The sequence below is a fragment of the Flavobacterium phragmitis genome (genome assembly GCF_900112575.1).
Classification (GTDB): Bacteria; Bacteroidota; Bacteroidia; order Flavobacteriales; family Flavobacteriaceae; genus Flavobacterium; species Flavobacterium phragmitis.
The window spans coordinates 176440-196322 of the sequence record NZ_FOMH01000008.1 but is presented as its reverse complement, the minus strand read 5'-3'; the positions used below and the strand labels follow the sequence as shown (position 1 = coordinate 196322).

The 19883-nt window shown below is 35.6% G+C and carries 19 protein-coding genes; 8 read left to right on the top strand and 11 right to left on the bottom strand.

Translation table 11 applies throughout. The features are described from left to right. Positions 1-26 precede the first annotated feature (26 nt). The gene (locus tag BM289_RS15635) at positions 27-533 is read left to right on the top strand and encodes a hypothetical protein (protein WP_091495200.1); all 507 of its coding nucleotides are present in this window, start codon (positions 27-29) and stop codon (positions 531-533) included. A gap of 41 nt (positions 534-574) precedes the next feature. On the opposite strand, the gene BM289_RS15630 is transcribed toward BM289_RS15635, so the two are convergent. The 8 genes from BM289_RS15630 to BM289_RS15595 form a co-directional block, all read right to left on the bottom strand. Further along, positions 575-1357: a hypothetical protein gene (locus tag BM289_RS15630; protein ID WP_091495198.1), complete on the bottom strand. Its 783-nt coding sequence runs from the start codon at positions 1355-1357 to the stop codon at positions 575-577. Between the two features lie 88 nt (positions 1358-1445). Then, complete coding sequence (locus BM289_RS15625) at positions 1446-2855, bottom strand: efflux transporter outer membrane subunit (RefSeq protein ID WP_091495196.1); 1410 nt, start codon at positions 2853-2855, stop codon at positions 1446-1448. A gap of 2 nt (positions 2856-2857) precedes the next feature. Further along, positions 2858-6013, bottom strand: a complete 3156-nt coding sequence (locus BM289_RS15620) for an efflux RND transporter permease subunit (RefSeq protein ID WP_091495194.1) — start codon at positions 6011-6013, stop codon at positions 2858-2860. A gap of 32 nt (positions 6014-6045) precedes the next feature. Beyond that, the gene (locus tag BM289_RS15615; protein ID WP_091495408.1) at positions 6046-7179 is read right to left on the bottom strand and encodes an efflux RND transporter periplasmic adaptor subunit; all 1134 of its coding nucleotides are present in this window, start codon (positions 7177-7179) and stop codon (positions 6046-6048) included. A 547-nt stretch (positions 7180-7726) separates the two neighbouring features. Further along, complete coding sequence (locus BM289_RS15610) at positions 7727-8488, bottom strand: LytR/AlgR family response regulator transcription factor (RefSeq protein WP_091495192.1); 762 nt, start codon at positions 8486-8488, stop codon at positions 7727-7729. After that, positions 8485-9588, bottom strand: a complete 1104-nt coding sequence (locus tag BM289_RS15605; RefSeq protein ID WP_091495190.1) for a sensor histidine kinase — start codon at positions 9586-9588, stop codon at positions 8485-8487. The genes BM289_RS15610 and BM289_RS15605 overlap by 4 nt, the downstream gene beginning before the upstream one ends. Positions 9589-9630: 42 nt before the next feature. Continuing rightward, entirely contained in the window at positions 9631-10674 is a 1044-nt protein-coding gene (locus BM289_RS15600) for a beta-ketoacyl-ACP synthase III (protein WP_091495188.1), read from the bottom strand. Positions 10675-10708: 34 nt separating this feature from the next. Beyond that, positions 10709-11542: a universal stress protein gene (locus tag BM289_RS15595; protein ID WP_091495186.1), complete on the bottom strand. Its 834-nt coding sequence runs from the start codon at positions 11540-11542 to the stop codon at positions 10709-10711. Between the two features lie 219 nt (positions 11543-11761). Between BM289_RS15595 and BM289_RS15590 the strand changes: the two genes are divergently transcribed. The 7 genes from BM289_RS15590 (at position 11762) to BM289_RS15560 (ending at position 16298) form a co-directional block, all read left to right on the top strand. Next, complete coding sequence (locus tag BM289_RS15590; RefSeq protein WP_091495185.1) at positions 11762-12346, top strand: Crp/Fnr family transcriptional regulator; 585 nt, start codon at positions 11762-11764, stop codon at positions 12344-12346. 85 nt (positions 12347-12431) lie between these two features. After that, positions 12432-12965 (top strand): YceI family protein, encoded by a 534-nt coding sequence (locus tag BM289_RS15585; protein WP_091495183.1) that lies wholly within the window; start codon positions 12432-12434, stop codon positions 12963-12965. 12 nt (positions 12966-12977) lie between these two features. Continuing rightward, positions 12978-13199 (top strand): tautomerase family protein, encoded by a 222-nt coding sequence (locus BM289_RS15580; protein WP_091495181.1) that lies wholly within the window; start codon positions 12978-12980, stop codon positions 13197-13199. 19 nt (positions 13200-13218) lie between these two features. Next, entirely contained in the window at positions 13219-13959 is a 741-nt protein-coding gene (locus tag BM289_RS15575) for an SDR family NAD(P)-dependent oxidoreductase (protein WP_091495179.1), read from the top strand. Positions 13960-13977: 18 nt separating this feature from the next. Further along, positions 13978-14352, top strand: coding sequence for a nuclear transport factor 2 family protein (locus BM289_RS15570; RefSeq protein WP_091495177.1), 375 nt, complete (start codon positions 13978-13980; stop codon positions 14350-14352). Positions 14353-14358: 6 nt separating this feature from the next. Further along, positions 14359-15420, top strand: coding sequence for an NAD(P)H-dependent flavin oxidoreductase (locus tag BM289_RS15565; RefSeq protein WP_091495175.1), 1062 nt, complete (start codon positions 14359-14361; stop codon positions 15418-15420). A 488-nt stretch (positions 15421-15908) separates the two neighbouring features. Next, on the top strand, positions 15909-16298 hold the full coding sequence (locus BM289_RS15560) for a DoxX family protein (protein WP_091495173.1): 390 nt from the start codon (positions 15909-15911) through the stop codon (positions 16296-16298). 472 nt (positions 16299-16770) lie between these two features. Here the strand turns inward: BM289_RS15560 and BM289_RS15555 are convergent, their stop codons facing one another. From BM289_RS15555 to BM289_RS15545, 3 genes are all read right to left on the bottom strand, one after another. Next, positions 16771-17538: a LytR/AlgR family response regulator transcription factor gene (locus BM289_RS15555; RefSeq protein WP_091495171.1), complete on the bottom strand. Its 768-nt coding sequence runs from the start codon at positions 17536-17538 to the stop codon at positions 16771-16773. Then, positions 17519-18538: a sensor histidine kinase gene (locus BM289_RS15550; protein ID WP_091495169.1), complete on the bottom strand. Its 1020-nt coding sequence runs from the start codon at positions 18536-18538 to the stop codon at positions 17519-17521. Before BM289_RS15550 ends, BM289_RS15555 begins: the two co-directional genes overlap by 20 nt. A 550-nt stretch (positions 18539-19088) precedes the next feature. Next, the gene (locus BM289_RS15545; protein ID WP_091495167.1) at positions 19089-19826 is read right to left on the bottom strand and encodes a DUF1223 domain-containing protein; all 738 of its coding nucleotides are present in this window, start codon (positions 19824-19826) and stop codon (positions 19089-19091) included. Positions 19827-19883: the final 57 nt, after the last annotated feature.

Genomic DNA, 19883 nt, shown 5'->3' with positions numbered 1-19883 from the left:
TGTATTGAAATTCAATACCTGAAAACATGTCTAAAAAAGCACAATTTGTAGTTATAATACAGGACACAGCTACCAATATGGAAGCTAAAGCCAAAAAATTCTACTCTGATTTATTTTTATCTGAAGAAGTCGGAGAACAGTATGTTTCTGAATATCTTTCTGTTCCAGAACTTTTTAAAGTCCAAAATGATTTTAACATCGAAGTTTTAAGGATTCATGAAAATGAAATTCCTTTTTCTTTTCTTCAATTGAATTCCAACCGGATATTTAATGAAAAAATAGAAGCTTCAAAACCCGTCTGCATCGAGCATATCGTACATTTTAGTGTTGAAGAAATTCAGCTGCTTTTTACTCGTGCTGAAGAAATCGCCAGACAAAGAAAACACGATTTTATTTGGGTAAAACTCTTTGAAACTGATCTGATGTTAAAAGAAACTTTAATTGAAATGGGATACTCAGCATTTAATTATTTTGGAACTATAACCGAAAATCTTCCTGCAAAACAACTATTTTTAAAAAAGGAAATCCATTAAATAAAAAACCTGCTGAATGTGATCAATTCCAGCAGGTTATCTTATTCTTCCATTGCCATTAATTCTAATTTGGCTGTAATGATTGCCAAATTATCTTCTAATGAAACACGTCCATCGCGCCATTCTTTTTTATCCGATTCTCTTGAAACTCTAAAGATAAAATCGTCTGTAAAAACATATTCTGTAGTTTCTCTTAGACCGTTTGCGGTAATTCGTTTTAAAGCTTCTCTTAAATCGACTTTAATTTCGATTCCGTTGCTGAAAAAAACAGTATCTAAACCGTCGTTACTTTTTCCAAATTTATGACCACGGTATTCTATCAGTTTTATGAAAGCATCCATAAAAAGTAAAGCTCGATTTATATTGTCAATTGAAACATTTAAGTCTAAAACTTTAGATTTAGGTTCATAAATCCTATCGTTTAAGGCTTTGTTGATCCAATATTTTTGTGTTGCTGTTACAATAGCGATAGGCTTTTTCAGCTTTTTAGGAACTTGTAAAGGTGCGTTCGCATCACTTTTTATTTTTCCTGCTAATTCTTGTAAAGGTGTTGGTTTGGAAGCAGTTCTAAACTGCATGTCGTACCTTTTCTTAAAAATACTGATTTCATTATGTCCTTTATAATTGAAAGCCAATTTTGGAATGTCCATACGCTTATATTCCGGTCTTGTCCAATGTTTGTTTTTGGGCAGCGGAATTTCCAGTTTAGCACAGGCATTTTTTATTCCCATCGTAGAAATTTCATAATGTTTTGCAACTTGTACGAGTGGAAATTTCCAAACTAAACCATAAAGTTCTGAACGCGTAAAAGTAATTTTGTCCATCTCAGTAATTCAAAATCAATTAAAACACAAATTCACCACCTCTGAAGTTTCCTTCCAGCGATGGCGAATTGTAATAATTATTAGGCTTTTACTCTACTCCACCACCTAAGGCACGATAAAGATTAATGGCCGCATTTAGTTTTTCCAATTTTATAGTCACAACATCCAGATCATTCTGAAGTGAACTGTTTTGAGCCGTTATGACTTCTAAATAATTGGCCATACCACTTTTGTAAAGTAAAGATGCATCAGAAGTGGCTTTATCCAGAGATTGTGCTTTTTCTTTGGCTAAAACAATTCTTTCATCAGCATATTTCAGTCTTGACATTGCATCGTTTACTTCGCCGACAGCTGTTATAAAAGACTGTTTAAACTGAACTGCCGCTTTTTCCTGTTCTAAAACAGCAACTTTGTAAGCTGTACTCAATGCTTTTTTTCTAAAAATTGGCTGAGCAAGATTTGCAGCGATGTTTTTGGTAACCGATCCTGGAAAATCAAACCATTTATCAAATTCAAATGAATTCACTCCTATTGACGGATTTAAGCTTAAAGTGGGATACATGGCAGCTTTTGCCAGTCCTGTTTTAGCAACAGCTGACATAACTGCATATTCGCTGGCTTTTACATCTGGTCTTCGGCTTAAAAGCGAAACTGGAATTCCTGTTGGAAAAACAACATTTATCTCAGCTGCATCAATATTTCCCGCACGTTCAATACTATTTGGATATTCACTGCACAAAATCTGTAAAGCATTTTCTTGAACTGCAATATTCGCTTTTGCTAATGGGACTAATAATTCAGCCGTTTTCTTTTGTGCTTCTGTTTGGTTTACTGCTAAAGAACTAATGGAACCCGAATTGTACTGCAGCTTCATCATATCTAAAGTACTGGTGCTCAATTCAATATTTTTCTCTGCAATTTTCAGCTGTTCATCCAAACCTAAAAGATTATAATAAGCTTGTGCTACCTGAACAATAATTCGGGTTTTTAATGCTGAAAGATTTTCTTTCTGAGCAAAATAAGCCGCCTTGGCATCTCTTTTTTGCATGGCTGCTTTTCCCCAAATATCGACTTCCCAGGACATACGTAGGTTAGCACTGTAATCGTCCATATAATCTTTTCCGATAAACTGAGCACTTAACGAACCGTTTAAAGAGTTTTTGGACTGGTAGGCACGACTTGCTCCTGCATCAAAATCAAGTGTTGGAAGTAAGGACAACTTGGCTTGTTTGTAACTAAGGTCAAGTTGTTCCATACTTTTCATTGCAATAAGCACCTCGTTGTTTTTAACGAGTGCTTTTTCAATTAAATTAACCAACAAAGGATCTTTATAATAGCTTTTCCACGGAAGCAGAATTGTATCTCCAGTAACCGCAATTTCTTCACGGTATTTTTCCGGAGCTTTTAAATCTTCACGGGAATATTTTTTTCCTACCACACACGATGTCATGATCGTTCCGGTAAGTAAAACAATTCCAATCTTATATAGTATTTTCATTATTATTCGTTTATAGTTTGAACTTGTGCTGCAATCTTCTTCCCAGATACTTTTTCTTGTAAATACTGGAACACAATGAACAGCAACGGAATTACAAAAATTCCCAAAACAACACCGCTTAACATTCCTACGGCTGCACTGACGCTAATAGATCGATTACCAACTGCAGTTCCTCCAGAAGCAAACATCAACGGAATCATTCCGACAATAAAGGCAAGCGAAGTCATGATAATTGGTCGAAGCCTTGACCTTGCCCCCTCAATCGCGGCTTCGACAATGCTTAATCCGGCTAAACGTCTTTGAAGCGCAAATTCCACAATCAAAATGGCATTTTTTGCAAGCAATCCGACGAGCATGATTAAACCAACCTGAACGTAAATATTGTTGTCTAAACCAACTGCTTTTACTCCAGCGAAAGCTCCTAAAATTCCTGTCGGAATTGAAAGCAATACAGCCAATGGCAACAAATAACTTTCATATTGCGCAGCCAATAAAAAGAATACAAACAAGAGACATAATCCGAAAATAGCAACCGTTTGGTTTCCTCCGGCTTTTTCTTCCAAACTTAAACCTGTCCATTCGTAACTATAATCTGCAGGAAGTTTGTCTAACATCGTTTCCAAATTCCCCATGATTTGACCGTTACTATAACCCGGCAATGCCATTGCAGTAATGTTTACAGAATTATAAAGGTTATATCGGTTTACCGATTCCGGTCCGTACACTTTATGGAATTTTACAATCGATTTTACAGGAACCATCTGCATTTCATTATTTCGAACAAAAATTTCGTTAAACGCATCCTGATCCATTCTAAAAATTCCGTCTGCTTTTACGTTAACTCTGTAAAACTTACCAAATCGGGTAAAATCTGACGATTGATCACCGGCAAAATAGGTCTGGATATTGCCTAAAAGTTCTTTGATATTCACTCCCATCTGACGGGCTTTATCTTCATCGACTTCCAATTCCAACTGCGGATAATCGGCTCTAAAAGTGGTGTAGGCATATTGCACTCCCGGTTGCTGCATAATCTGTCCGATTACTTTATCCGACATTGCTTTTAAAGCTTCCGGACTTCTCGCCATTCTGTCTTGCAACACAATTTCGGCACCACTCGTTACACCAAATCCTTCAACAGGTGGCATTCTGAAAACCATAATCGAACCTTCTTTGATTTTAGCCAATTTGCCATTTACGATATTCATGATTTCATCAATATCTTTTACAGCACCTCTTTCTTTTTTAGGTTTTAATTTGATAAATCCTAATCCGTAAGCGGTACTCGCACTGTTGCTTAAGATGTTGAAACCGGTAATACTGGTATTCACATCAATAGCTTCAATTCCGGATAATTCTTTTTCCATTCTTTGAATTACAGCAGTTGTTCTGTCTAAAGCGGTTCCTGGCGGCATTGATAAACTGTACACCATAAATCCGTCATCTTCTAACGGAACAAAACTTTTTGGAGTCGACATCATCATATAAACTGCCAAAGCAGATATTCCTGTAACCAAACCTGCCGCAAGCCATTTTCTTCCAATAAGGAAACGAACACCTTTAATGTATCTACCTGTTAAGTTGTTGAAACTCGTATTGAATCCAACGAAAAATCGGTCCTTGAAACTCGTTTTATGTTCGTGATTGCCATGTTTATCTCCATGATTCTTTAGCAAAAGCGCACATAATGCAGGAGTTAATGTTAAGGCATTTACAGCCGAAATAATAATCGCAATAGCTAATGTATAAGCAAACTGTTTATAGAAAATTCCAGAAGATCCTGTCATGAATCCAATCGGAATAAATACTGCCGACATTACCAAAGTAATCGAAATTACTGCTCCCGTAATTTCTGCCATCGCACCATGAGTCGCTTCTTTGGCTGAAATTCCTTCGTCTTCTTCCATTTTACTGTGAACGGCTTCGACGACGACAATCGCATCATCGACCACAATTCCAATGGCCAGTACCAAAGCGAAAAGCGTTAAAATATTAATGGTAAATCCAAAAACCAATAAAAAGAAAAACGTTCCTACAATGGCTACCGGCACTGCAATTGCTGGAATTATCGTCGAGCGAATGTCCTGAAGGAATATAAATACTACGATAAATACCAAAATAAAAGCTTCAAACAAAGTCGATTTTACTTGTCCTGTTGCTTCGTCCAAACGTTCTTTGGTACTCATTACGTTGACGTATTTAATACCTGGAGGAAAAGATTTAGATAATCTTTCTACTTCTTTATTAATTCCGATTTCAATGTCGTTTGCATTGGATCCCGAAGTTTGTAAAATTGCCATCGTCACAGCATTTTTACTATTCGATTTGTTGTCTCCGCTATACGAAATAGAACCAAATTCAACTCTGGCAACATCTTTTAATCTCAGAACATTACTTCCGTTATTTTTAACCACAATATTTTCATACTGTTCTGGTTTGTTCTTTTTTCCTTTGTAACGAATTACATATTCTAAAGCTGCTGTAGATTCTTCTCCCAGTTTTCCCGGAGCCGATTCTAAACTCTGTTCTGCAATAGCTTGTGTAACATCTGAAGGAACTAAACCGGCATTGGCCATTTTTCTTGGATCCAGCCAGATACGCATCGAATAATCTTTCTGACCAAAAATTTGAACTTGTCCAACACCCGGAACACGTTTCATCTGTGGTACAAGATTGATATTCGCATAATTCTGTAAAAACAACTCGTCGTATTTGCTATTATCCTCTGTATACAAGTTGAAAATAACAATCATACTGTTTTGCTGTTTTGAAGTCGTAAGTCCCATACGCACCACTTCCTGAGGAAGCTTTGGTGTTGCCTGCTGAACTCTGTTCTGCACGTTTACCGCAGCTTGATCTGGGTCTATCCCCTGTTTGAAAATAACGCTGATTGAAAAAGATCCGTCGTTACTGGCAGTCGATTTAATGTACTGCATATTTTCAACTCCGTTAATCTGTTCTTCCAATGGCGTAACCACCGAACGAATAACGGTTTCACTGTTTCCTCCTGGATACGAACCGCTTACCATAACGGTAGGAGGCGAAATATCCGGAAATCTTGTTACCGATAATCTTGTAAGACCAATGATCCCCAATATTACCAATACAATAGAGATAACTGTGGCCAAAACTGGCCTGTCTATTATTTTTTTTAACATGGAAAATGTTATTTTATATTATAATCAAAAAATTATTTGCTGCTCACGGCTTTAGCAGCGGTTTTTGGAACAACTTCCATACTATCATAAAGTACATCGATAGAATTCAAAGCCACTTTATCACCCGATTTTAAACCTGATTTTACAAAGTAATCTGATCCTGCGCTTCCTGCAATTTCAATTGGAACCATAGCGACTTTATTGCCGTCTTTCAAAACAAAAACAAAGAATTTATCCTGAATATCTTTTACACTCGCCATTGGAACTGTAACTACAGAAGACAAACTTTTGTTCAATACAATTCGGGCAGAACCTCCGGAACGCAATATTTTTTTCGGATTTGGAAAAATGGCTTTTAAAGCGATTGTTCCTGTAGAACGATCAATGTTTCCACTCGCCACTTCCAGTTTTCCTTTTTGATCGTATTCGCTGTCATCTGCCATAATTAAACTTACGGTTTGATTCGCTTTTGCATCTTTAGAAAAAGCTAAGTAATCGGCTTCTGTCAAAGAAAAATAAACAAATACATTGTTGATTTCAGAAAGCGTAGTTAACGGAACGGCATCGTTTGGAGTAACCAAGTTTCCGACACGATTAGGAATACGGCTAATATAGCCGCTTACAGGAGCTTTAATCAAAGAGAAATCGGCATTTAACTGAGATGATCCTAAAGCGGCCTTAGCCTGTGCTACTTGTGCGGTTGCAGCTTCGTAATTGGCCTGCGCTGTTTTTAACTGCATGTCTGAAAAAACTTTTCCTTCCACAAGCGGTTTGATTTTTTCTACTTCCAATTTGGCATTGGCTAAGTTTGCCAAAGCACTTTTGTAAGCTGCACGGCTGTTGTTTACCTGTTCAGCATACACATCGCCTTTTATTTTAAAAAGAGATTGTCCTTTGTTTACGTAATCTCCTTCTTTTACATAAATAGCTTCAAGATATCCTGATACCTGAGCTTTTATATCAACGTTTACAGTACCTTCGACTGTTCCTGGATATTTTTTCTCTACTGCTCCATCAGCTGAACTTGTTTGTAGAAAATCAACATCCGGTTTTGGAGGCGCCATTTGCGCATCGGCACTTTTCCCGCAGGAAGAAAAAGAAATTATAATCAATAAAATCGCAATCCTGCCAATTGCCTTGTTATTTTGAAAAAACTGTTTTGTCATTTTACTTTTCATTTTAAATGAATTACCTCATATTTGGCCGCAAAATAACAGCTCAACACCGCTTTTTTTTGGGAGAATTTTACCCAAACGACATTTTTTGATACTGAAACGTATGGGGTGTTTCGGCCGAGAAGGCGCTAAAACGCGAAGTTTTTTTAGCCACGAATTCACGAATTTTCTCTAATTAAAATTTTGATTTGAAAAGACTGAAATAGAATCTCACGGATTTTTTATTTCGAAGACTTTATTTTTTTTGCCACAAAGGCACTAAGACGCAAAGTTTTTTAGATAAAGGGACAAAGTAACAAAGTAGCAAAGGGACAGAGGTTTTTTCTTTTCTGGCGAAAAGATTTCTTATGCTTGTTTTTGTCATCCGTGACAAAACTGTGCGTAGAAAAACTCTGCGCCTTAGCGACCTTGCGAGATTAAATTTGCAGGATCTTCATGAAAAAAATCCTTTCAAATCCTTTTAATCAGTGGCATAAAAAAAACTTTGCGTCTTAGTGTCTTCGCAGCAAAAAACTTAGCATCTTAGAATCTTAATAACTTATCTGTCCATCCACTGTTTAAAAAATGGTGTTTTTTCCCTGCTAATAATTACTTCGCGTTCGGAATCTAGTTTAAGTTGGATTTTAAGTTTTGCATTGAAGTAATTCGCAATAGATTTGATGCTTTCTGCGCGAATGAAGAATTGTCTGTTGGCTCTGAAAAAGATATTAGGATCTAATTCCTGTTCCAATTCTTCCATAGTTTGTGGAATCGAAATAATAGTACCCGATTTCAGGAACAAATTACTCGTTTTGAATTCCGAATAAATAAAATCAATATCAGCAACATCTACGCTTTTATAGCCGTCACGATAGGTTACCAAAAAACGAAGTCTGTAGATTGGTTTATGAATAAGTTCTTTTAGAATTCCAGTTATATTCGAAACGTTGGTTTCTGTTTCTTTTTTAGATAAAGATTTAAATTTCGTTAAAGCAAATTCCAATTCGCCTTTATCAATTGGTTTCATCAAATAATCAATGCTATTGACCTTAAAAGCCCGAATAGCATATTCGTCATAAGCCGTAGTAAAAATAACCGGACAGGTAATATTGATTTCGTCAAAAATAGAAAAGCTTAGTCCGTCTGCTAAACGAATATCCAGTGTGATTAAATCGGGAGCAGGATTCGATTTCAGCCAGGCAACTGTATCAACAACAGTATCGATAATCCCTAGAATTTCACAATTAGGTTCTAATTCCTCCAGCAGTCTTTTTAGACGGCTGGCATTGATACTTTCATCTTCTACAATTAAAATTTTCATAATACTTCAATTAACGGTAGACGTACTTCATAATAGCCGTTTGCTTCTTTAAAAACCGGCATTCTTTCAGATAAAATTTTATAACGAAATTCAATGTTTTTATTTCCAATTCCGGTAGAAACTAGGCTTTTTCCTGCTGTTCGCTGGAGATTATTTCTGACGATAATATCTTTCGAATCACAAAAAACAGTAATCGTAAGCGGATTGGCTAAAGTAGCCATATTGTGTTTTACAGCATTTTCAACCAATAACTGCAATGTTAAAGGCGGTAAATGCAATGCTTGACAAGAAGGCTCAATATCAATTTTTAAATCGATTTTATCTCCCAGTCTTTTTTTTAATAAATAAAAATAAGCGTTCAGAAATTCAATTTCTTCTTTTACAGTAATGGTATCTTTATTAGAATTTGAAATCATATAACGATACACTCTTGTGATATTCTCTAGAAACGAAGCCGCTTCTTTTTGATCTTCATAAATCAATTCTGTCAACGTACTGAAATTATTGAAAACAAAATGCGGGTCTAACTGCATTTTTAAGGATTCCAGTTTTGAACGTGTTACGGCTTCCTGAAGTTCAGAAGCTTTAATTTTCAATTCGGCGGTTTCTATAGAATTTAAACGCCAGCGGTTTAAAAGAAATATACCGGTATGAATGGCGCTGATAAAAAGAGAAATAATAGCAGCCATAATTTTGGACTGCCAAATGGTAACTAAATCATTTTCTTCCAAGGCTGTGCAGGGATATAAATAATCCCAAAGACAAGAGAAAAAGTAATTTAAAAGTATATTTCCGGCAATTAAACAAATAAACTGTGCTATTGCTCTAAAAAAGGGATTTTGTTCCCAGCTTATATAGTTGTTTAATTTTCTGCCAACAAAAAGTGTCAGCTCAGTCAATATGGCACAGTACAGTAAAATGATAAAAATATCAAAAGTCTGATCCAGATCCAGCAAAGTTTCTTCTTCAAAATTCCGGTATGGATTTAAGAAGTAATAAGAAGACAAATACACTAAAAAAACCGCAGGAATTACTATTACTCTGTAATATTTATAGAAAAAGTTTTTCCCTGATTTTTTATTTTGCTTCTGTCTTCCCATTAAATCATCTCTATTTTGAATCGAAAATCTGCGTGGCCCTATTTAGTGTGCCACCAGAACTTCTTCTACTTTTGAATCTTCAGTTTTTTGAACTGTTTTTTTTTCACGCATCACTCCCCATTTCAGACAAGTAGCTCCCCATGAAAATCCTGCACCAAAAGTCGTAATCAATAAGTTTTGACCTTCTTTAAAATCTTCTTGAAAGTCCCATAAGCACAACGGAACTGTTGCCGAAGTAGTATTTCCGTAACGCTCAATATTGACTTTTACTTTAGAAGCGTCAATATTTAAACTTTCTCCGACTGCATTGATAATTCTTAAGTTTGCCTGATGCGGAATTACCCAGTCAATTTCTTCAGATTGTAATCCGTTTTTAGCCAAAGCATCTTGAGAAACCTGTCCCATTGAAGCCACTGCTCTTTTAAATACAAAAGCACCATCTTGTTTTAAATAATGCGTTCTGTGCAACAAACTCTGCATAGAAGTAGGATTTCTTGAACCTCCAGCTGGAACAGCTAATGAAGACGTACCGCTTCCGTCAGTTTTTAAAATGGTTTTCATCAAACCGTTTTCAGATTCCGTTCTTTCAAGTAAAACCGCCCCTGCTCCATCTCCGAAAAGGATACAAGTATTACGGTCTTCATAATCTACGATAGAACTCATTTTGTCTGCTCCAACAATAATTAACTTGCTGTAACGACCACTTTCAATCATGTTTGCTCCCATTTCCAGCGCATATAAAAAGCCGCTGCAGGCTGCATTCATATCAATTCCAAAAGCATTTGTTAGTCCACTTTTTTCACACACGATACTGGCTGTCGGTGCTAAAATGTGATCGGGAGTTGCAGTTGCCACAAGCAAAGCTTCAATTTCGTCGCGATCTACATTATAATTTTCAATTAGGTTTTCAATAGCAGCAGCGGCAAGATCAGAAGTTGCCGTATCGTCGTCTGCGATTCTTCGTTCTTTAATTCCAGTTCTTTTTACAATCCATTCGTCAGATGTATCAACAGTCTCCGAAATCATCTTATTCGTTAGGATTGATGATGGCACAAAGCCACCTATAGCTGTTATAACTGCATTCATGTTTTTAGTTTTTTTAACGGATACAAAAATAACACTAATAATTCGGAAACGACAACAATGGTATGTCTAATCCTGCAGCTAATATTCTAGTTTTGCTTTTATGTACCAAAGAATCCCAAAAACCATACTTTTGAGGCACCATAATTAAGATATCTGCTTCATAATTCTTAATTTCTTTCTTAATTTCGTTAATAACTGCATTTGATCTCACTGTCTTGTACAGGTATTTCACGTCTTCAAACTCTTTTTCGATATTTGAATTCATTAAAATTCGATGCTGCTCTTCTTTTAAATCGTCCAATTTCTCATCTACGCTGAAAAACTCAATTTCAGCACCCAAATCACCTAATGCATTTTTGATCCAGCTGAATCTCTTAATGGCTGAAAAACTTAAGCTATCGCAAGCATACAGTACTTTTTTGACATTCTGAAAACGTGCTTTTTCTGGAACTGCCAATACTGGAATATGAAGGTTTTTTATTGCCGAAGTAGTCGAGTTTCCTAATAATTCCTGCTCAAAAGAACGTTCCGCCATTCCCATTACTACAACATCTGCTTTGGTTTGGTCAATAATTCTTGGCAGTTCATCTTCTAAAAAAGAATAGGTACAAATCGCTTGTGTCTCAATTTTGAAAGAATCGGCTATTTCTTTTGCTAAATTTTCCAGTCGTGAAATCGCTTTTTCAATCTGCTTTTGCATCGCATCAGCTGTAATATGCGAATTGGCACTGTGTACACTCAAAGAAAACGAATTAAATAAAACCAATTTAGCTCCTGTCGCTTTTGCAAGTCCGGCAGCATAATTTACAGCGTTGTTGGCAATTGCAGAAAAATTGGTCGCGGCGATTATAGTTAGTTGTGGAATCATATAATAGTAATTAAACTTTTTTTCGCAAAATTGACTAATTAAACGCTTGTTTAATTTTTTAAATTACTGAAAGATCATTTTTTAGCACTCAACCGTAAAATTTCATTACTGAAAAAACAGGCTTTACTTATTTGTTTAGTATTTTAAAACCATTCCAAATTATAGCATTTACATCTTTTCAATATTTAGTATTTTTACTTTCCATAAAATCTTTACTAAATGGATGCCAAAAACCTTTTAAAAGAACACGTCTCTAAAATTGTAACCCTGACTGATGAGCAGTTTGAGTATTTCTTTTCGCATTTTAAAACAGAAACGTATAAAAAAGGACAAACCATTATTAGTGAAGGACAACAGGTCGATAAAGAATATTTTGTGGTTTCGGGCTGTTTAAAATCTTTTTATGTTAATGATGAAGTAAAAATGTACATTCTGCAGTTTGCCATGTCAACCTGGTGGGCATCAGATTACGCGGCACTTTACAACAAAACCAAAGCAACAATTAATGTAGATTGCATTTCGGATGTTGAAATTCTTTCTCTCTCCAATAATGATCGAGAGAAAATCTGTAAAGAAATACACGAAGTAGAACATTTTTTTAGATGGCGTACCAATCGCGGTTTTGTGGCTTCTCAAAAAAGACTGCTTTCTTTTATGAATAATGACACCAAAACGAGATATGAAGAACTGTTGGTACTTTATCCTGCATTGTATAATACTGTTCCCAAACATTTAATTGCGGCTTATCTCGGGGTTTCGAGAGAAACTCTAAGCCGATTATACAACGCTTCCAAACCTCATTAACGAATGTGATCTACATCACGTAATCAATTTTGAATACCGCCATTACTTTGTACCATAAATTAATAACAATTTAAAATACAGAATAATGGAAACTCAAAATTTTAAAATTTCGAATACTGAAAGTCAAGTAAACTGGATCGGAAAAAAAGTTACTGGACAACACAACGGAACGATTAATATTGAAGAAGGCAATTTTACTTTTTCTAATGATGAACTTACTGGCGGAAATGTCGTTATCGACACCACTTCTATTGTAATTCTTGACGTCACCGATCCTGCAACAAATCAGCAGTTTGCAGGGCATTTGGCCTCAGATGATTTCTTTTCTACAGATAAATTCCAAACTGCTACTTTAGATATTACAGCTGTTTCAAAACAATCTTCTTCAAATTATTTTATCGAAGGCAATCTTACGATTAAAGCCATTACACATCCAATTGGTTTCAATTTAGAAGTAAAAGCCAATAAAGATGAATTGAAAGCATCTGGTAAAATCATTATTGACCGTACCAAATATGACATGAAATTCCGTTCTGGAAATTTCTTTACCAATCTCGGCGACACTTTAATCTACAATGATTTTGAATTGGATGTTAACCTAACAGCAAAACTTGCTTAATACCTAGAAATCATGCCATACATAAAAATAGAGTTAACGAGAGAAGGCGTTACCCGAGAGCAAAAACAACAGCTGATTTTTGGCATTACAGAATTAATCACTGAAGTTTTAGACAAAGATCCAAACCTGACCCATGTAGTCATTCAGGAAATAGAATTGGACGATTGGGGATTTGCAGGCGAACAAGTTTCGGTATTGCGTGAAAAAGGCATTACCGCTCAAAGAAAAAAATAACTTTTAAGAATCAGAAAAAATGAAAACAATCATAATCACTGGTGCCTCTACAGGCATCGGTAAAACAACCGCTCAATTATTTTTAGAAAAAGGCTATAATGTAGTCATCAACTCCGCAAATTTAAAAAACCTTGAAAATACGTATCAAGAATTAGGACACGCTAGCCAATTAGCAATGGTACATGGCGATGTAAGTCTTATTGCTACGGGAAAACAATTAGTGCAAACGGCTTTGGAACGCTTTGGAAGCGTTGATGTATTAATCAATAATGCAGGTATTTTTCAACCAAAAGCTTTTTTAGATGTAGAAGAAAAAGACTTGGATCGTTTTTTAAACATTAATTTAAAGGGAACTTACTTTACAAGTCAGGCAGCAGTAAAACAGATGTTGCGACAAGGAGAAGGATCCATTATTAATATCGGAACCGTTTTGGTTGACCATGCTATTGATGGGTTTCCTGCTACCGCGCCAATTTCAAGCAAAGGCGGTATTCATGCTTTTACGAGACAACTTGCAGCTGAATTCGGGAAAAACAATATTCGCGTAAATGCCATTGCTCCGGGAATAATTAGAAGTCCGCTTCAAGCTAAAACTGGCGTAGACAATGCTGATAGTTTGGCTGGATTGCATTTATTAAAACGCATTGGAGAAACTAGCGATGTGGCTCAATTGGCTCTTTATTTGGCCGAAAGTAATTTTGTAACTGGCGAAATCATTAATTTAGACGGCGGTCACATTGCCGGACACAGCATTCAATAATCATAAAGAAATTAAATCATGGAAAGTTTCGGTACAAATGCAGCACTGATTACAGCTGTACTCATGAATTACTTTAACGGAATTTACAACGGAGATGTTCCTTTACTGCAAAGTGTTTTTCATCCGCAGGCAATTATTGGTTTCGATCTAAATGGCGAAACCCATTTTAAAACGGTAAACCAATATCTGGAAGGAGTAAAAAATCGTAAAAGTCCAAAAGAACTTGGAGAAGAATTTAAAATGAAAATTTTATCTTTAGAAATTATCAATAATACGGCTGTAGCAAAAGTTCAGGTTCCGATATTTGAATTTGACTACTATGATTTGTTAAGCCTTATTGTTGTTGATGGCAAATGGGTTATCAGTAATAAATTAGCAACTAAAGTAAATTAAAATACAATGTGGAATTCAACCAAAATAACACAGTTACTAGGCATTGAGTATCCAATTTTACAAGGTCCAATGGGCGGTGGTTTTTCAACTGCCGCTCTTTTGGCTTCTGTAAGCAATTCGGGAGGATTGGGCAGTTACGGTGCTTATACCTTAACTCCAGACGAAATTCGCGAAGCTGGAAAAGAAATCAAAAAAGCCACATCCAAACCGTATAACATCAATTTATGGGTAAATGATGTAGATAAAAGTCTCGTTGATTATTCTCCTGAAAAACTAGAAAAAATCAAACTGCTTTTCAAACCTTATTTTGACGAACTGGGAATTCCGCTTCCTGATCTTTCTTCTGATATTCCTTCTAAATTTGAAAAACAAGTTGAAGTTTTATTCGAACTTAAACCAGCCGTTTTTAGTTTCATTTTTGGAATTCCTTCAAAAGAAATACTTCAAGAAAGCCAAAAACTTGGAATAAAAACTATTGGAGCCGCAACCACTTTAGAAGAAGCACTTGCTCTTGAAGATGCTCAAGTTGATGCTATTATCGCCGCAGGATTTGAAGCCGGAGGTCATAGACCATCGTTCTTAAAACCCGCTCAGGATTCTTTTACAGGATTATTTACGCTTGTGCAGCAATTAAAAGCCAAAACCAAAACGCCAATTATTGCGGCAGGCGGAATTATTGATGCAAAAGGGATAAAAGCCGCCATGACCTTAGGAGCCGATGCCGTTCAGCTAGGAACCGCTTTTATGGTTACCGACGAATCTGGTGCCGCACCCATTCATAAAGAAATGCTGTTTGCTAATCCAAATGTACCTACAACAGTTTCGAAATCATTGACAGGAAGAATGGGCAGAATGATCAGTAATACCATTTCCGACGCTGTCCCTTTTGAAACCGAAGTATTGCCATTTCCCCTTCAAACCAAATTAATTGCACCTTTAAAAGTGGCTGCACTCGCACAAGGAAGAACCGATATGGTAAGTTTTTGGTCCGGACAAAATACTAGTACCTTAAAATATCATAAAGCACAGGAATTGATGCAGGCTTTAATTGCTGAAATGTCTGCTTAGATTTTTTTACCGCAAAATGCGCTAAGTTTATTTTTTATGTAAATGTTGGAGATTTTAAGTTCGCAAAGTTCTCACTAGACTTAAAGCTTTGTCCTCAGACTTTTTTAATCTGGTAGAGTCACAGAGTTTTTTTTTAAAAGCCACAGATTATTAGGATTAAAAGGATTTTGTTTCACGCAGATTTTGCAGATTTTATTTTTATTATTAAAAAAAATCTGCAAAATCTGCTTAAATCATTTTAAATCTGCGTGAAATAAAACTCTGCGACTCTGCGACTTTGCGAGATTAATTACACATAAAGCTTTGCGAGCTTAAAATCTCCAAACATTTATTTAAAAAAGATCCTTGAGCTCTTTGCGGTTAAAAAACACCACCCAACATCCCGTCCATTTCACCCCGAAGTTTGTCCGCTTCAACATATTTTCGATTTCGTTTTTAAGGCTTTCAACGCACATTTGTACCGTTAAATAACTTTAAATATCAAAATCATGAACTTAAAAACAACAAAAATTATCTATTGGACAGGCGCAGTATTAACTTCTTTATGGTTTGGTGCCAGCGGTTTCTTTGAACTAACAAATAACCCATTGGTTTGGGGAATTACGCAACAATTAGGTTATCCAGCACATTTTATCTACATCTTAGGCGTTTTTAAAGTAGCGGGAGTTATTACCCTATTAATTCCGAATAAATTATTACGATTGAAAGAATGGGTTTTCGCAGGCGTATTTTTCGATATCATTTTTGCTTTCTTTTCTAAAATAGCCGTTTTAGGATTTGGCGCAGCAACCGATGCCATTGTAGCTTTTGTAATGGTTAGTGTTACTTATGCTATGTATAGAAAATTATATACGGCTACTTACACTCCAGCTGAGTAAAATATTTATAAAACTGCAATAAAAACAAATACAAAAAGCTCCAGTGAAGCGACATACAGATTTTGAAAAATATGTCACTCCTCCGGAGCTTTATATTGTAAATGTTTATTCTTTACTATAAATATTTCGCTTCTCCTAAGCTTATAAAAAAAGAACTTTCCTTTTGAGAAAGCTCTCTTAAAAATTTATTTCACTTTAATTATCTCCAATGAAAAAAGTCATTCTCATTATCTGTTTCATTTTATCAGCTTTGTTTTTTATCAGCTGTTTTATGTTTCCAGAATTATAAAATCAAAGCCAATTAATTTATAATCAGCAAATAAATTAATTGGCTATACATTCTCTATTCTCCATTCTCCATTCTCCATTCTCTATTCTCTATTCTCTATTCTCTATTCTCTATTCTCTATTCTCTATTCTCTATTCTCTATTCTCTATTCTCTATTTTCTATTTTCTATTTTCTATTTTCTACTACCTATTTTCCAGCCAACTCAAAAAAGCGGTTGCTTTTTCTTTTCCAACCAATATTTTTTCTTCTGTTGGAACACTTAATTTTACCAATATCTTTCTCGAGAAATAATGTTCTGCTTCCCTAATAGCCGAAAAATTAACCAAATATTGTCTGTTGACCCTAAAAAACTGAATTGGTGATAAAAGTTTATGAATATCATCCAAAGACTGCGTTAAGGGATATTCATTTTTATCTAAAGTCATAATTGTAGGCGTTTCATTTTTGATATAAAAAAACGCAATATTCTCCGTTAAAACCGTTTGATATTTATTGTTTTTGAAAACCAAAAAACTACTTTTCCCTTTATTTTCGCCATTTCGCGTCAGCAAATAATCAAAATCGGGCATTGCTTTTTTATTTCTTTGAAAGAAATTTTTCAGTTCGCCGGCTTTCTTTAAGGCTTGCGAAATGCTTTCTCTGGAAAACGGTTTTAAAACATAATCAATTCCGTTTGACTTAAAGGCTTCAATCGCATAATCGTCAAAAGCAGTGCAGAAAATAACAGGCGACAAAACCTCAACATTTTTAAAAATCTCAAAACATTGGCCGTCTGCGAGCTGTATATCCATAAAAATCAAATCGGGCTGATCGTTTTCTAAAAGATAACTCACAGCGCCGTCAATACTTTGTATATAAGACAAAATCTGAACATCGGGTCTGATGCTCAGAATAAGCTGGCCAAGGGCTTTGGCCGTTTTTACTTCATCTTCAATTATTACGATGGTCATAAATGAGTGGTATTTTTACTTTAAAAGTGGATTCATTTTTATCAATTTCGATTTCTTTGTGCACCAAATGCATAAAACGCTGGTTGATATTATCCAATCCAACGCCAGTAGAAACTATAGCACCTCTCTTCAACTGAATCGGGTTTTCGATTACCAAAAAATCATCTTCGCTGTAAAGTCTAATTTTTAAAGGTTTGTCTAAGGAAACGACATTGTGTTTGATGCAGTTTTCAATCAACAACTGTAAAGCAAAAGGCGGAATAACCGATTCGTACTGTTTTTCGTCGATTTCATTCTCCAAAACAAAACCATCCTCAAAACGGGCTTTCAACAAATAAACATACGAATCGAGAATCTGAATTTCTTCTCGAAGCGAAATCAGATCTAATTTTCGGCTTTCTAATGTAAAACGGTAAAAATCAGATAATTTCAGAATAAAATCAGAACTATTTTCGTCGTTCATATCCACCATCGATTTCAAAGTATTCAAACTATTAAAAAGAAAATGTGGATTGATTTGCTGTTTCAGTAATTCGTACTGAGCACCAAGATTTACGGCTTTTGTGCGTTCCAGTTCGACTCCCATTTGTTGGGTTTGATAGTTTTGAAAAAGCAGATGCAGAAACATATACACAATCAGATTAATCAAAACCCCGCGGAGTTCGAACATAATCGGCGCATCCATTTTAGAAACCTGAAACAATTCCTGATGCGCGATTACCAGAATTACCATTAACAAAATCCCTAAAACAACACTCAGTAAAAGTTTCCAGTTGAAAAGACTTTTAGTAGTTCGGTTTGAAGAAAATTTGGGTAAACTGTAAATGTTGTAATACCATATAAAAAGGGAAAACAACAGTGTAATTGAAGAGTTTATCACAATATCTCCAGGTGTTGATCCGGCATCAAATAATTTAGGAATCGAAGCCAGAATCGCCAGAGCAATCGAACTTCCCCAAATCACTTTGAGCGAAACCTGAAAACGTTTTGGTTTTTCCATAGTTGTAGTTTAATAGTCAAAGATAGGTTTATTTTCATTTTTTTTAAACACATAGAAACATAGGATTTCAATTTGCGCTTAAAGGCGTTTCACTTAATTTAATAAACATAGCCTTTTAAATTTCTCTCGCAGATTTCGCAGATCTAGGAGATTTTTTTTATCTGCTAAATCTCCAAAATCTGCGGGAGTATACTTTTTATATAGTACAGTTTTATAAAAAAAGATGTCACACTCCCGATAGTTATCTGGATTATAGTATTTCAGCAGATGCGCGCAGATTTTTTTGTTCAAGTACCCGCACAGTTTGTCATTTCGACGAAGGAGACCCGAGCGATAGCGAACTGGCGAAGCAAATCTTCACTAGAAACTCCGCAAAGCATGTCGCCAATCTTTGTCGAATCCCGAGTGTGATTTCTCCTTTCAGTCGAAATGACAAAAAATGAGAATAAAAACTGTGCGTCTCTGCTCCCGATAGCTATCGGGATTGCGAGATTAAAAAAAATCTGCAAAATCAGCTAAAATCCTATAAAATCTGCGTGAAACAAAAAAATCAAACTCGTTTAACTCCCAAAACAACACCAGAATCAGCATCCTGAACAAAGCCAATCACTTCAAAACCTTGTGAATTATAATTTTTGGGAAGAGAAATTGTCGCCGTTCCTTTCTTACCTTTACTCAAATTTACAGTCTGCAACTGACGTACAATCTGATAATGCAATAAAACCCGATTCGCATTTTCGCCTCTTTTTACATTGCTTTTAGCTTCTTTCTGAACAACAGCAAGTAATAAACGGCTATTTTTTGAAGTGCTTTCCACATTATACTGCACTGAAAGTATATTTGAGTTTTTAGCAGTTTCTAAGCTTAAATTAGCCAAAGCAGGTTTCGAAAGTGCCGATTTAATTCCATTTCTGAGACTTGTTTCCTGAGAACCAATAAAATCTGTTTTTCCGTTAATAATCACCTGAGGCGTATAAATAGGTTCTTTTCCCATAAATTGAGCGTAATCGTATTGTCTTTTGGTATAATCGGCATTGCTGAAAATATCTTTCCAGCCCTGTTTATCCCAATAATCCACATGATAAGCCAAAACAAAAACATTTTTATCACGGTACTCATTCTGAATTTTGCCCAATAATTCGTCTGCAGGCGGACAACTCGAACAGCCTTCCGAAGTATACAACTCCAAAAGCGCAAAGCCTTTTTTATCTACGTTCTGACTGAAAACACCATTTCCAATCAAAAGAAACAACATTAAAAAGCCTGTTAATAACTTTATCTTTTTCATAATTTCTATTTGTTAAACCGACAGGTTTTAAAAACCTGTCGGGTTTGTTGAGAGTTA